The 13,271-nt window shown below is 65.2% G+C and carries 13 protein-coding genes; 8 read left to right on the top strand and 5 right to left on the bottom strand.

The annotated features are described in order from the left end of the window. The first annotated feature begins 803 nt into the window (after positions 1-803). From AC1DYL_RS17260 to AC1DYL_RS17245, 4 genes are read left to right on the top strand one after another with little or no spacing between them, the layout of a single operon-like run. Positions 804-1,445 (top strand): ThuA domain-containing protein, encoded by a 642-nt coding sequence (locus tag AC1DYL_RS17260; RefSeq protein WP_477174118.1) that lies wholly within the window; start codon positions 804-806, stop codon positions 1,443-1,445. Beyond that, positions 1,430-2,470: an aldo/keto reductase gene (locus tag AC1DYL_RS17255; RefSeq protein ID WP_477174117.1), complete on the top strand. Its 1,041-nt coding sequence runs from the start codon at positions 1,430-1,432 to the stop codon at positions 2,468-2,470. Before AC1DYL_RS17260 ends, AC1DYL_RS17255 begins: the two co-directional genes overlap by 16 nt. Before the next feature lie 44 nt (positions 2,471-2,514). Further along, on the top strand, positions 2,515-3,189 hold the full coding sequence (locus AC1DYL_RS17250) for a dienelactone hydrolase family protein (RefSeq protein WP_477152341.1): 675 nt from the start codon (positions 2,515-2,517) through the stop codon (positions 3,187-3,189). A gap of 55 nt (positions 3,190-3,244) precedes the next feature. Next, positions 3,245-3,595 (top strand): hypothetical protein, encoded by a 351-nt coding sequence (locus AC1DYL_RS17245; RefSeq protein WP_477174116.1) that lies wholly within the window; start codon positions 3,245-3,247, stop codon positions 3,593-3,595. Here the strand turns inward: AC1DYL_RS17245 and AC1DYL_RS17240 are convergent. The 3 genes from AC1DYL_RS17240 to AC1DYL_RS17230 all read right to left on the bottom strand — a co-directional run bounded on the left by AC1DYL_RS17240 (position 3,592) and on the right by AC1DYL_RS17230 (position 5,217). After that, positions 3,592-4,152 (bottom strand): DUF1697 domain-containing protein, encoded by a 561-nt coding sequence (locus tag AC1DYL_RS17240; RefSeq protein ID WP_477174115.1) that lies wholly within the window; start codon positions 4,150-4,152, stop codon positions 3,592-3,594. The genes AC1DYL_RS17245 and AC1DYL_RS17240 overlap by 4 nt on opposite strands. Continuing rightward, on the bottom strand, positions 4,149-4,592 hold the full coding sequence (locus AC1DYL_RS17235) for a hypothetical protein (RefSeq protein ID WP_477174114.1): 444 nt from the start codon (positions 4,590-4,592) through the stop codon (positions 4,149-4,151). Before AC1DYL_RS17235 ends, AC1DYL_RS17240 begins: the two co-directional genes overlap by 4 nt. A 61-nt stretch (positions 4,593-4,653) precedes the next feature. Then, on the bottom strand, positions 4,654-5,217 hold the full coding sequence (locus AC1DYL_RS17230; RefSeq protein WP_477152344.1) for a GcrA family cell cycle regulator: 564 nt from the start codon (positions 5,215-5,217) through the stop codon (positions 4,654-4,656). Between the two features lie 393 nt (positions 5,218-5,610). Here AC1DYL_RS17230 and AC1DYL_RS17225 point away from each other — a divergent pair, with 393 nt between their 5' ends. From AC1DYL_RS17225 to AC1DYL_RS17210, 4 genes are all read left to right on the top strand, one after another. After that, positions 5,611-6,807, top strand: coding sequence for an acetylornithine transaminase (locus tag AC1DYL_RS17225; protein ID WP_477174113.1), 1,197 nt, complete (start codon positions 5,611-5,613; stop codon positions 6,805-6,807). A gap of 79 nt (positions 6,808-6,886) precedes the next feature. After that, positions 6,887-7,822 (top strand): ornithine carbamoyltransferase, encoded by a 936-nt coding sequence (gene argF, locus AC1DYL_RS17220; RefSeq protein WP_477174112.1) that lies wholly within the window; start codon positions 6,887-6,889, stop codon positions 7,820-7,822. A 90-nt stretch (positions 7,823-7,912) separates the two neighbouring features. Continuing rightward, the gene (locus tag AC1DYL_RS17215) at positions 7,913-8,926 is read left to right on the top strand and encodes an Hsp33 family molecular chaperone (RefSeq protein ID WP_477152347.1); all 1,014 of its coding nucleotides are present in this window, start codon (positions 7,913-7,915) and stop codon (positions 8,924-8,926) included. Between the two features lie 114 nt (positions 8,927-9,040). Further along, positions 9,041-9,742: a methyltransferase family protein gene (locus AC1DYL_RS17210; protein WP_477152348.1), complete on the top strand. Its 702-nt coding sequence runs from the start codon at positions 9,041-9,043 to the stop codon at positions 9,740-9,742. Here AC1DYL_RS17210 and AC1DYL_RS17205 read toward each other — a convergent pair whose 3' ends face one another. Together AC1DYL_RS17205 and AC1DYL_RS17200 are read right to left on the bottom strand one after the other, a co-directional pair. Continuing rightward, positions 9,743-11,695 carry a MacB family efflux pump subunit gene (locus AC1DYL_RS17205; protein WP_477174111.1) on the bottom strand — a complete coding sequence of 651 codons (1,953 nt, stop codon included), beginning with the start codon at positions 11,693-11,695 and terminating at the stop codon, positions 9,743-9,745. It abuts the gene before it with no gap. Positions 11,696-11,705: 10 nt separating this feature from the next. Continuing rightward, positions 11,706-12,920, bottom strand: coding sequence for an efflux RND transporter periplasmic adaptor subunit (locus AC1DYL_RS17200; RefSeq protein ID WP_477174110.1), 1,215 nt, complete (start codon positions 12,918-12,920; stop codon positions 11,706-11,708). Positions 12,921-13,271 lie beyond the last annotated feature (351 nt).

The raw sequence follows: 13,271 nt of genomic DNA, 5'->3' as shown, positions 1-13,271 counted from the left end.
GCGTACAAGCCACGACGGTGGGGGGCTCGATGGTGCCCCAAACGCGATGCGGCACCTCCCCCTCTGACGGGGGAGGATGGGAGGGGGTGATCGGAGCCACAATCGTGAGGCCGGGCAAGGCGTTGCGAGAATCTTGCGCCGATCTATCCCCCCGCTCCGCCACCGTGCGATTCTCCCACCCATCCGCTGCACCGAAGCGAGATCATGACGAGTGGTTGGTGCGGTGGAGACCGGGTGGGCTGCGGGTCGCTGCAGTTCAGGCGGAAACCATCACGGCAAGGACCGGTTCGCCGGTCAAGCCGCTAGCACGCGAGGGTCGCTCGATGCGGAGCAGCCCAGGGGACGAAGCCTGGCACGCATGAGCCGGGCGGGAGCAACGAAGGCGGTGCTGGCACTCCGGCCGCCGACCGAGTTTCCCATCGTTCTCGCGATGCGGCAGGGGATGCGCCCCGGCCCTGGTGGCATAGGCCCAAAACCCCGGCCGGCCGGCGAGGCGTGAGCCTCTTTCATTCGCGGACTACCGCTACGGGGCAAACGCCTCGTCGGTCCCGCTTCGTTCCCTCCCGGGAACGGCTCTTTGAAACTCCGAAGCCCCTGGGGCTGTCGGACCTGTTCGCTCGTCGTGATGTCACCCCATCCACGGTGTCACCGCGGCGAAGGCCGGGGCCCATCCTGAGGTGCCTCGGCACCAGCACGTGAGCCAAAACATCCCGGCCCAGCCTCCCTTTCATCCCAATTGTCACTTGCCTTAACCCGCTGCCTTTGTTCAGGTCTCCCGCCGGTTCTCGGCAAGGACGAGGATAATGAAGACAGCATTGGTCGTATGGGGCGGGCTCGAATTGCACGAGCCCGAGAAGGGCGCGCACGTCGTGCGTGAGATCCTCGAAGGCGAGGGATTTGGCGTTACCGTGACGGACGACTACACCGCGCTCGGCGGCGATAATGTCGGCTCCTACGACCTGATCGTGCCGCAGATCACCGGCGGTGAACTCGACCGCGAGAACTCCATCCGCTTCTGCGCCGCCATCGAAGCCGGCACCGGCCTCGCCGGTTTCCACCACGCCCTCGCCACCAGCTTTCCCGGCAACGCGCGGATGCGCTTCCTCGGCGGCTGCACCTTCGCAACCCACCCCGGCGACATCATCACCTACCGGGTCGACCCGAGGGTCACCGACGATCCGATCATGGCCGGCATCCACAGCTTCGAGCACACCTCCGAGCAGTACTACATGCACGTCGATCCCACCGTTGAGGTCCTAGCCACCACCACCTTCTCCGGCGAGCACGCCTTCTGGAAAAAGGGCGCCAAGATGCCGGTGGTCTACAAGTCCGCCTACGGCCACGGCCGCGTCTTCTACACGGCGCTCGGCCACAAGCCGGCCGAACTCGACAAGCCCGAGATCAAGACCATCCTGCACCGGGGGCTCCTGTGGGCAGCTCGTTGATCCCCGTCCGTCCCGTCGGCGAGACCGGCCTCGACATCAGCCGCATCGGCTTCGGCGGCGCGCCGCTCGGCGACCTCAAGCGCGCCCCGACCGATGCCGGGGCGCGTGAAGTGCTGCAGGCCGCCTGGGAAGCCGGCATTCGCTACTTCGACACCGCGCCGTTCTACGGCGCCGGCCTGTCGGAACGTCGCATCGGCGATTTTCTCCGCGATAAGCCCCGCGACAGCTACACGCTCTCGACCAAGGTCGGGCGCCTCCTGGTGCCGGACCGCGCCTTCGCCATGGACCGCCACGGCGATCCCCGTGCCATGCCGTTCCGCCCGGTGTTCGATTTCACCTATGACGGGGTGATGAAGAGCTACGACAACTCGCTGCAGCGGCTCGGACTCGAGAGCATCGACATCCTGTTCCTCCACGACATCGGTGCCTTCAGCCAGCGCGAGCGCCATGCCGAGACCATGCGCCAGGCCCTCGAAGGCGGCGGCATTCGCGCCCTCGAGGAACTGCGGTCCTCGGGCGCCGTGAAGGCCATCGGGGCAGGTGTCAACGAGTGGCAGATCATCGACGAACTGATGAACCACGCCCACTTCGACATCTTCCTCCTCGCCAACCGCTACACCTTGCTGGACCAGCAGGTGATCGACACCCTGCTGCCGCGTGTCCTGCATGAAGGCGTCGCCATCGTCGATGGCGCCCCGCTCAACAGCGGCATCCTCGCCACCGGCCCGATCCCCGGCGCACAGTTCGACTACGCCCAGGCCAGCCCCGAAATGATCGAGAAAACCCGCCGCATCCAGGAGCTATGCAGCAAGCACGGCACCACCCTCATCCGCGCCGCGCTCAACTTCCCGCTCGGTCACGACGCGATCACCGCCATCATCCCCGGCTTCTCCAACGTCGCCGAGTTCAACGACAACCTCGCCGGCTACCGCAAGCCGATCCCCGATGCGCTATGGTCCGAGCTCAAGGCCGAGGGCCTGCTGCACCCGGCCGCACCTGGCCCCGCAACGCCGATCCTGACCTAGCGATCCATCCTCCCTTCCCAAGCCATTCTGACCGGAGTTTCCCCATGGGCGAACGCATCAAACTCACCGCTTCCGACGGCTTCGTCCTCAACGCCTACCGTGCCGAGCCGGAAGGCAAGCCGCGCGGCGGCGTGGTGCTCATCCAGGAAGTCTGGGGCCTCAGCAACTGGGTCCGCAGCGTCGCCGACCGCTGGGCCCGCCATGGCTACCTGACCATCGCCCCGGCGATGTTCGACCGCGCCGAGTACGGCTTCGAAAGCGAGAACTACGGCGCGGACCATTTCCCGTTGGTCGGTGAGCTGATGAAGAAGTTCTCGATGGATACCGCCATGACCGATGTGGAGGCCGCCATCGCCGCGGCTTCCGAGGGTGGCAAGGTCGGTATCACCGGCTACTGCTTTGGCGGCCGCGTCAGCTGGATCGCCGCCAGCAAGGTCGCGGGCCTCAGCGCCGCCTCCGGCTACTATGGCGGCGGCGTGCCGAACTACATCGAGCTCACCCCGAACGTGCCGCTCGAAATGCACTACGGCGACAAGGATCAGGGCATCCCGCTCGAGCAGGTCGAGCAACTGAAGGCCCGCCACCCGGAGGTCGACATCTACGTCTACAACGGCGATCACGGCTTCTGTAACAGCGACCGCCCCGAGAAGTTCGACGAGGCCTCCTGCACCAAGGCCTCGGTCCGCTCACTGGAGTTCTTCCATAAGCACCTCGGCTGACCTCCCGCGCCACCTCGCCTATCTCGAGGAGGCGATCGCCGACGCGCGGCGGGCCATGCTGTCGCGCAAGAAGGCGATGCTGGCGGCCCTCCTGGTCGATGCCTACGCCGACCGTCTGTTCGCTGACCGCGCCGAACCGGCGGGCGATGTGCTGGAGTTCCGGACCGGCCTCGCCAGCGCTCATCCGGCGCTGGCGCTGGTCTTTGACCTCGTTGCCGGGCGCGCCGAACTCGTCACCGAAGCCGTCGAAGTCCCACTCGCCGACTACGGCAAGCTCAGCGTCGAGGACTTCATGGTCAGCCTCTACAACGGCCACACCGTCCAGCGTATCCGCATCGTCACTGCAGATGGCATGCGGGGAGACGTTCACGACGTATTGGCGAGAGCATTCGCAGCCCTGCGCTAGTCCTTTACCGCTTCCAGCAGTTCGAGCAGCTTCTGTGTCGTCTGCCAGCTGCGGATGGTCATCGACTTGTAGAGCGGCGAGGCGACGATGCGACCGAGCCGGCTCTTGGTGCGTTCCGCGCTGAGCCGCTGCGAGTAGATCATGCCCTCGCCAGGCCAGACCTTGTCGACCCCGTCACGCGGCTTGAACACGGCAAACGCCTCGTCCCGGTCGATGTCCATCAGGAAGATCGCATCGCTGTGGTACTTGTCCGGCTCGCCGCCGAACCCCTTGGGCCGCTTGTCGAGCACCGCTTTAAGCTGGTCGTGGCTGAGCACCAGCACTTTGACCAGCTCATCATCGAGCTTGAACGTCGAGGTCAGCCCCTCCTCGATCTTCCGCGCAATCGTCTTGGCCGCGAGGTTGGAGCGGAAAATGGCGTTGCCACTGGCGATGTAAGTCGAGACGCCCTCGAGCCCGATGTCTTCGAGCAGCTTCTTCAGCCCCACCATAGGCACCTTGTTCTTGCCACCGACATTGATGCCGCGCAGCAGCGCCAGGTAGGTCGTCGTGGTCATCGAGGTCGACCCTTGACGCCACCCAACACACGACTGAACTCTTCGACTTGAGCAGCGAGGTAGTCCTCAACCTGTTCCGGCGCGACGACGATGCCATCGTCCGGGTAAACATACGCCGCGCCGGCCAGCGGTGCGACAACCTGCAGAAATGCGATGGCCGCACGCCCTTCCTCCATGTCGCCGAAAGTGCGAGTGACTATGTGGTGTGAGCCGAACTCCGTTGCTTCAGGCGGAAGTGCACCCTCAGGAACCGCGTCAAAATAGTACTCAAAGCCAGTGGTTCTTCCCGAGAGCCTAACCGGCAGGTACCCTTGGTGCCGTGCTAGATCGACTGCTTCGTACAGCTCAAGCGTTCCGCCCTGAGCCTTGGCCTTCGCTCGCACCACCTCGAAGCTTGGTAGTTTGCTCGAATCGAAGACGAGCAGAGAAATAACAGCCATCCTCCCCTCCGAAAGCAAAGGCCGGGATCACTCCCGGCCTTTGGTGAAAACTATGAACCGCTCAGCGCTTCTTCTTGTCGATCTGGTGGTAGGCCCGGCGCGAGTGGAACTCGCAGTAGGGCTTGCCCTCGTTCGAGTGCTGGCCGCAAAAGTAGAAATCAGGCGTCAGCGGGTCGCCGATCGGCCACTTGCAGGTGTGCTCGCTCAGCTGCAGCAGCGTCAGCCGCTGCTCCACCGGGATGAAGAGCTCGGCCGCCTGCGGCGCCATCTCCATCTCGACCGCGAACTCCTCGTCCATCTTCAGCGCCGTGGCGCCCTGGATCGCACCGCCACCACCGCCGCCGACATTCATCGAGTTGCGGGTCTTCATCACCGTGCCAAGCCCGCTCGAACGCGAGGTGCTGGCAGGCGACGAAACACGGCGCGCAGCCGGCCGCGGCGCAGTGCGCACCCGCGGGGTCGACGTCGCCGGCTTGGCGCGCCCCGAGAGCTTAAGGCGATGCACCTTGCCGATCACCGCGTTGCGGGTGACGCCTTCGCCCAATACCCCGGCGATCTGACTGGCGCTCAGCCCCTCAAGCCAAAGTTTCTTGAGCAGCTCGACGCGTTCTTCAGTCCAGCCCATCAACAATCCGCTCCTAAACCGCCATTCAGGACTCTGACGGACTCCTCAGCCGTGCCGTTGCCTCAGCAACAGCCCGATACGCTACGCATCGTAGGTCTGATGGGTCCGCCACACGAGATATCGTGTCCCAACGCCTTGATACTACACGGGTCGCGGAATCCCGTGCAAGAGTCGCGGCCGTTTTACACGGGGAAAAAGCGTCTGCAATTTGGCAGTCGGGGGAAGCCGGTTCAAATCAGGCACTTGGAGCCCGGAATCCCCGTTTCCGTTGACTTAAGTACTCCACAAAGGCATATGGAGAGCCTGCAACGCGCCGCAATTTCGCAGCGCGTTTTTGGTTTTTGTGGGGCTTTTGCAACAGTCCCGAAACGAGCCCATGAAAGGGGTGCGAAGATGTCTGCGCTGTACGGTACGTATGCCCGGTCCGACCTCGCTTTTGAGCGGGGCGAGGGCGTGCGATTGTTCGCGCAGGACGGCACTCCCTACCTCGATTTCCATGCCGGTGTGGCCGTCAACGCCCTCGGCCATGGCGACCCGCACATGGTCGCGGCGCTGAAGGCGGCGGCCGAGAAGGTCTGGCACACCGCCAACACCTTCACCATTCCCGAGCAGGAGCGGCTGGGCCAGCGGCTGGTCGATAACACCTTCGCCGATGCGTGCTTCTTCACCAACTCGGGCACCGAGGCGGTGGAATGCGCGGTCAAGACCGCCCGGCACTACTTCTGGGCCAAGGGCGAGAAGGATCGCTACGAGATCATCGCCTTCACCGGCTCGTTCCACGGCCGCACCATGGGCATGATCGCCGCCTCCGGCAACGAGCACTATCTCGAAGGCTTCGGCCCGCCGCTTGAAGGCTTCAAGCACCTTGCGCCCGGCGATCTCGATGCGGTCAAGGCCGCCATCACCCCCAAGACCTGCGCCATCCTCATCGAGCCGGTGCAGGGCGAGGGCGGCGTCACCGCCATGACCGCCGAATACATGCGTGGCCTGCGCGCGCTCTGCGACAAGCACGGCATGCTGCTGATCCTGGACGAAGTGCAGTGCGGCTACGGCCGGACCGGCAAGTTCTTTGCCTATGAGTGGAGCGGTATCGAGCCCGACATCATGGCCGTGGCCAAGGGGATCGGCGCCGGCTTCCCGCTTGGCGCGTGCCTCGCCAAGGGCGAAGTGGCGAAGTCCATGATCCCCGGCACCCACGGCTCGACCTACGGCGGCAACCCCCTGGCTTCGGCCATGGGCAACGCAGTGCTCGACCGCATGCTGGCGCCCGGCTTCTTCGAGCATGTCGAAAAGATGGGCCAGCGCCTCAGCTGGCATCTGCAGCAACTGGCGCAGCGCTTCCCCAACCAGGTGCTCGAGCAGCGCGGCAAGGGCCTGCTCGCAGGCATCCGCATCGCTTCGCCGGTTCGCGACGTCGCGGCACGTCTCCGCGATGAGCATCATATGCTGGCCATGACCGCCAACGAGAACGTGCTCCGCTTGTTGCCGCCACTGGTGGTGACCGAAGCCGACATCGAAGAGGCCATGGGCAAGCTCGCCGCCGTCTTCGAGGCGATCGAAGCCGAGGCCCCCAGCAAGGCCACCGCCTGACCCCATTCACGGCACGCGATCTGAAGGGCGGGAGACAGCAGCTCCCGCTCGGCGCGTTCCGAAAAGGAGAGGTCCCAAGATGACCGCTACCCCACCGAGGCACTTCCTCAACCTCGACGATTTCGATGCCACGACGCTGCGCGGCATGCTCAGCCAGGCCACGGAACTCAAGGGCCGACTGAAAAAGGGCGATCGACCGCTGCTCCTCAAGGACAAGGTGCTGGCGATGATCTTCGAGCGCCAATCCACCCGCACCCGCGTCAGCTTCGATGTCGGCATGCGTCAGCTCGGCGGCGAGACCATCTTTCTCACCGGCCAGGAAATGCAGCTTTCCCGCGAGGAGACGCTCGCCGACACCGCCAAGGTGATGTCGCGCTACGTCGATGCGATCATGATCCGCATCCTCACCCACCAGGATCTGCTCGATCTGGCCGAAGCGGCCACCGTGCCGGTGATCAACGGCCTCACCCGCCGCGCCCACCCGTGCCAGGTGATGGCCGACGTCATGACGTTCGAAGAGCACCGCGGCAACATCAAGGGCGCCAAGGTCGCCTGGGTCGGCGACAGCAACAACGTGCTGGCCAGCTGGGTGAATGCCGCCGAGCTCTTCGGTGCCGAACTCACCATCGCCGTTCCCGAGGAATACGCCCCGGAAAAGGACCTGCTCGCCGACATCAAGAAGGCCGGCGCAGCGGTGAAATTGATCGAGGATCCCGAGGAAGCGGTGCGCGACGCCGACCTCATCATCACGGACACGTGGGTCTCGATGGGCGATACCGACGCCGCCGAGCGTCGCCGGGCCTTGAAACCCTACCAGGTGAATACCCAATTGATGGCCTTGGCCGATAAGGACGCGCTGTTCATGCACTGCCTTCCGGCCCACCGCGGCGACGAGGTGACCGACGAGGTCATAGACGGGCCGCAATCGGTGGTCTTTGATGAAGCCGAAAACCGGCTTCACGCCCAAAAGGCGATCCTGTGCTGGGCACTGGGCCAAGACCGGCAGAACATCTAGCGTTCTGCGATACTATTATGCGCGACACGAACCAGCGCGGAACCCGGTCCGGGAGCGGAGCGGTGTTGTTCCGCGAGATTGGATTATTGGATGACTCAGACTGAGCTCAGCTCCTATGGCCTCGATCGCCCGGAATCCGGCGACGATGTCGTGGTGCCCTTCACCCTGGACCGGCTCGATGGCCGCGGCCGCATCGTCCGCCTCGGGCCGGCGCTCGATGCGATCCTGACCCGTCACAACTATCCGGCTCCCGTTGCTCGCCTCCTCGGCGAAGCCGTCGTGCTGGCCGCGTTGATCGGCTCCTCGCTGAAGTTCGAGGGCAAGTTCATCCTCCAGACCCAGACCGATGGGCCGGTGAACCTGATCGTCGTCGATCTCGACGCGCCGGACGGCCTGCGCGGCTATGCCCGCTTCGACGCCGACGCGGTGATGAATGCTATCCAGCGTGGCGAAACCCAGCCGGGCCAGCTGCTCGGCAAGGGCCACCTCGCCATGACCGTTGACCAGGGCAGCCACATGGAGCGCTACCAGGGCATCGTCGCGCTGGAAGGCGGCTCGCTCGAAGACGTAGCGCACGCCTATTTCCAGCAGTCCGAGCAGATCCCGACGCTCGTCCGCCTTGCGGTGGCACAGCACTCAGTGCGCGGCGAGGGCGGCCCGCACTGGCGCGCCGGCGGTGCGCTGGTGCAGTTCCTGCCGCCGCACGGCCAGTCGGTGATGCCGGATCTGCCGGGCGACGGCGATTTCGACAACCCCGAGACCGCCGATCCGGATTTTGTCGAAGACGACAAGTGGACGCAGACCCGTTCGCTGCTCTCGACCGTCGGCGACGACGAACTGGCCGATCCGGACGTCTCGGCCGAGCGGCTGCTGGTCCGCCTGTTCCACGAGCCGGGTGTGCGCATCTTCGCCCCGATCGAGCTCGAGGAGCGCTGCACCTGCTCAGCCGAGCGGATCGAGGCCATGCTGCGCGACAACTTCTCGCCCGAAGAGCGCGAGGAGATGGTCATCGACGGTGAGATCGAAGTGGTCTGCGAGTTCTGCTCGGCCGACTACCACTTCAAGCCGCACGAATTCGACGACCACCACTCGCACCAGCACTAGCAAGTTGCCTCCCCAGCATTGGGGAGGCGACACAAATTCGGCCCGTACGGCGCCGGTTGTGCGTGACTCCCTGCAGGCGCGGGCGTAAAATACAGAAGTATGCGGAGGTCTGTGATGTCCGACGCCACCCACCCAGGATTTGGTTCCGACGAATACCGCGCCCTCGGCTCGCTCGCTGTGAGCCTGCTGGTCATGTGCGCACTGCTGTTCTTCCCCGCCGGCACCTTCGGCTGGGCCCGCGGCTGGTGGTACCTCGTCGTCTTTGTCGCCGCCGTCCTCGTCGCGATGGTCTACATCTGGCGCGCCGATCCTGAACTGTTCGCCATCCGCCGCAAGCCGCAGGCAGGAACCAAAACGTGGGACCTTGCTTTCGTCGCCGTCACCCTCACGTCCATGGCCGCCATCCTGCCGGTCGCCGGGCTCGACTATCGCTTCGGCTGGTCGCAATTACCCGATGGCATGGTGTGGCTCGGCTACCTGATCTTCGCCGCCGGCTTCGGGCTCACGGCCTGGGCGCAGGGGGTGAACCGGCACTTCGAACTGACGGTGCGCATCCAGACCGATCGCGGCCACAAGGTTATCGATGCCGGTCCCTACGCCACGGTCCGCCACCCGGGCTATATCGGCGGCGCGGCGTTGGGCTTCGGCACGGCGCTGGCGCTGGGCTCGATCGTGGCCGTCATCCCCGCCATCATCTGTGCTGTCGCATTGGCCCTGAGGACGCTCGCCGAAGAGGCGACGCTCAGCGAGGAACTGCCTGGCTATTCCGACTACATGCGCAGGGTTCGCTTCCGCTGGGTCCCCGGTATCTGGTGATCACTCGCTGGCCAGCGCCACCACCGGATCGAGCCGCGCCGCCGACCGCGCCGGCATGAAGCCGAACAGCACGCCGATCAGGCTAGACGACACGAACGCCGCGATGATCGTCGTCGGCGAGTAGATGAAGCTCAGCCCGCTCACCAGCTTCTCGACGCCGAAGCCGATCCCCAGCGACAGCAAGACGCCCACCGTGCCGCCGATCAGGCACACCAGCACCGCCTCGATCAGGAACTGCTGCAGGATATCGCCTTGGCGCGCTCCGACCGCCATGCGCACCCCGATCTCACGGGTCCGCTCGCGCACCGACACCAGCATGATGTTCATCACCCCGATGCCGCCGACGATCAGCGAGATCACCGCGATGGCCGAGATCAGCAGCGTCAGCGTCTGCGACGTCGACTGGATGGTCTCGCGGATGGTGTCCGTGTTCTGCAGGCTGAAATCCACCGTGCCGTGCCGCCGCTCCAGCAGTGCCTCGATCTCCGCCTGCGCCTCGGTGACATCGGCACTGTCGGCGACGCGCACCGTGATGGTCGAGAGCCAGCTCTGGCCGAGGATCCGCGACATCGCCGTGGTGTAGGGCATCCAGATGCTGATCGAGTTCGACTGCGGCCCGAAATTGTTGGTGCTCGCGGCCACAACGCCGATGATCCTGAGCGGCACATTGCCCACCAGCACGACCTGGCCGACCGCGTCCTCGCCATTGGTGAACAGCGTGTCGCGCGCCGTGGTGTCTATCACCGCCACCTGTGCCAGCGAGCTGACCCCGCCCTCGTCGAATGCCGCGCCTTCGACGAAGCTGCGATTGTTGACGCGGAAATAGTCGGGCCCGACACCCTGGACCTGCGCCCCGGCGCTGATGTTGCGATAGCGCGCGGTGCCGTTGCTCGACACCTGCGGCGTGACGCTGTCGGCATACTTCTCTGCCGCGATCGCCGCCGCATCGGCCGGCACCAGCGTGCGGATCGCGTCGCGCCGCCGGTCGGCGGCGTTCGTCCCGGGCAGGATGTTGATGGTGTTGGTGCCGATCGAGCTGATCCGGTCCAGCACCGTCTGCTGGCTGCCTTGCCCAAGCGCCACCACCGACACTACGGAGGCAATGCCGATGATGATGCCGAGCATGGTGAGGAAGGTACGCAGCCGATGGCTCGATAGCGCTCTCAGCGCCATCTGGAACGCTTCGCCGACGCGATCCAATGCCTCGCGCCACCGCGGGATCCGCTTGATCGTCTCGGGGGCACGCGCCGCCGGAGCGTTCGCATCGTCCTTGCGGCGGTCGGCGATGATCACGCCGTCGCTGAGTTCCACGACGCGGTCTGCCTGCGCTGCGACTGCCGGATCGTGGGTCACGATGATGATGGTATGGCCCTCGGCGTTGAGCTCCTTGAGCAGCGCCATCAGCTCCTTGCCGCTCTTTGAATCGAGCGCACCGGTCGGTTCGTCCGCGAGGATGATCTCGCCGCCATTGATCAGCGCCCGCGCCACGCTGACGCGCTGCTGCTGGCCGCCCGACAGGGCATTGGGCCGATGGGTCATCCGGTCGCCGAGGCCAAGTCGCTCCAGCAGCTTGTGCGCCCGCTCGCGCCGCGCTTCCTTGCGCGCCCCGGCATAGATCGCCGGCACCTCGACATTCTCGAGCGCGTCGAGGTCGGCGAGCAGCTGATAGCGCTGGAAGATGAAACCGAAATGCTCACGGCGCAGCTCAGCGAGTTCGTTCGGCTCGAGCCGCGAGATGTCGCGCCCGTTGAGCCGGTATTCGCCGGTCCAGCCATTGTCGAGGCAGCCGAGCACGTTCATCAGCGTCGACTTGCCCGACCCCGACTGGCCCATGATGGCGATCATCTCGCCGGCCTGGATGTCGAGGTCGATATCCTTCAGCACGGTGATCGTTTCGGCCCCGATCGGGTACTCGCGGCGCAACTGCCGGATGGAGATCAGCGGTTCGCTCATCGCCCCGGCCTCAGCGCATCACCATCATCGGTGGCCCGCCGCCGCCGGTGAGAATGTTGCGCGTGCTGCCCTGCGCGTTGCCGGAGCGGGCGGTACCGGGAGCGGCCGTGGTGTTGATCACGAGGTCACCCTCGTCGAGCCCCGCGACCACCTCGGCGGTGACGTTATTGTTGAGGCCGATGGTGACCTTCTTGGGCTCGACAGCTTCCTTCTGCTGGTCCCACACGGGGAGCATATAGCTGCCATCCCGGTCCTTGCGGGTCAGCACGGAAGCGGGGATGGTCAGCACGTTGTCGGCCGACTTCAGCACGATCGTCACCTGCGCCGTCATCGAGATGCGCAGCTTGTGGTCCGGGTTATCCACGTCGAACAGGCCGTTGTAGTAGACGGCCGTCGCGGAGGTGCTCGACGAAGCGTCGTCCGAGGCGATCGAATCCGGTGCCGGCTCCACCGCACGCAGCGTTGCGTCGATGCGCGTATCGGGGTCGCCGAGAATGGTGAAATACACCTTCTGCCCCGGCTCAACCCGCGGCACGTCGGCTTCCGAGATCTCGGCCTTCACCACCATCTTGTCGAGGTTGGCGAGCTTGACGATGGTCGGTGACGAATTGTTGGCGTTGACCGACTGGCCAACCTCCACCGACACGGCCACCACCGTGCCGTCGGACGGGGCCACGATCTTGGTGCGGTCGAGGTTGAGCTGTGCCGCCTCGACATTGATCTGCGCCTGATCGATCTGCGCGTCGATCGCCTGCAACTGCCCCTCGGCGGTCTGCACCGCGAGTTGCGCCGTTTGCAGGTCGGCATCGGAGATCAGTTTCTGCGGGCTCAGCTTTTCGGCGCGTTCCAGCGCGGTCTTCGCCTGTGCCAGGTTCGCCGCCTGGATGGTCTTCTGCGCCTGGGTATTGGCGAGCGACGCCTGCGCTGCCTTCACCGCGTTTTCCTGGTTCAGCGAGTCGATTTCGGCAATCACGTCGCCGGCCTTCACGTCATCACCGAGCTGGACGTTGAGGGTCTTGATCCGCCCCGAAACCTCGGCGCCGACGCTGACCAGCGAACTGGCCTCAATGACGCCCGAGGCGAGCACCGTCTCTTCGATATTGCCGCGCGCCACCGGTGTCGTCCGCGGCACTTCGTCCTTGGCCGGCGCGCTGAACACCAGCCAGCCGGCGCCCGCCGCCCCGACCACCACCAGCAACGCAATCCACTTGAACCACCGCTTCATCGCACACCTTCAACCGCATTCCGCCCGCCTTAGACTTAGGAAGCCAGGGCCGGGAAGTCGCATTAGAGCTTGGTAAGCTGGGTGAATTCTTGGAAAGGTCGGAGACGTACACGGGCGACACTGTGGTGGGTGCCAACCTCGGGGCGAGCGAACAGGTCCGACAGCCCTGTGGGCTTCGGAGTTTTCAAAGAACCTTCCCCTTTCGAGGAAGACGAAGCGGGACCGGCGAGGCGTTTGCCCCGTAGCGGTAGTCCGCAGATGAAAGAGGCTCACGCCTCGCCGGCCGGCCGGGGTTTTGGGCCTATGCCACCAGTGCCGGGGCGCATCCCCTGCCGCATCGCGAGAACGATG

The organism is Devosia sp. P1_H9, from assembly GCF_056405135.1.
Note: the sequence above shows the minus strand (reverse complement) of the source record. Positions and strands in the feature narration are given on the sequence as shown.

Coding starts and splice junctions, on each gene's coding strand:
- AC1DYL_RS17230 (WP_477152344.1), bottom strand. CDS start 5,217: ATGGGCTGGACTGAAGAACGCGTCGAGCTGCTCAAGAAACTTTGGCTT.
- AC1DYL_RS17200 (WP_477174110.1), bottom strand. CDS start 12,920: ATGAAGCGGTGGTTCAAGTGGATTGCGTTGCTGGTGGTGGTCGGGGCG.
- argF (WP_477174112.1), top strand. CDS start 6,887: ATGACCGCTACCCCACCGAGGCACTTCCTCAACCTCGACGATTTCGAT.
- AC1DYL_RS17210 (WP_477152348.1), top strand. CDS start 9,041: ATGTCCGACGCCACCCACCCAGGATTTGGTTCCGACGAATACCGCGCC.
- AC1DYL_RS17205 (WP_477174111.1), bottom strand. CDS start 11,695: ATGAGCGAACCGCTGATCTCCATCCGGCAGTTGCGCCGCGAGTACCCG.
- AC1DYL_RS17260 (WP_477174118.1), top strand. CDS start 804: ATGAAGACAGCATTGGTCGTATGGGGCGGGCTCGAATTGCACGAGCCC.
- AC1DYL_RS17225 (WP_477174113.1), top strand. CDS start 5,611: ATGTCTGCGCTGTACGGTACGTATGCCCGGTCCGACCTCGCTTTTGAG.
- AC1DYL_RS17235 (WP_477174114.1), bottom strand. CDS start 4,592: ATGGCTGTTATTTCTCTGCTCGTCTTCGATTCGAGCAAACTACCAAGC.
- AC1DYL_RS17240 (WP_477174115.1), bottom strand. CDS start 4,152: ATGACCACGACGACCTACCTGGCGCTGCTGCGCGGCATCAATGTCGGT.
- AC1DYL_RS17250 (WP_477152341.1), top strand. CDS start 2,515: ATGGGCGAACGCATCAAACTCACCGCTTCCGACGGCTTCGTCCTCAAC.
- AC1DYL_RS17215 (WP_477152347.1), top strand. CDS start 7,913: ATGACTCAGACTGAGCTCAGCTCCTATGGCCTCGATCGCCCGGAATCC.
- AC1DYL_RS17245 (WP_477174116.1), top strand. CDS start 3,245: ATGCTGTCGCGCAAGAAGGCGATGCTGGCGGCCCTCCTGGTCGATGCC.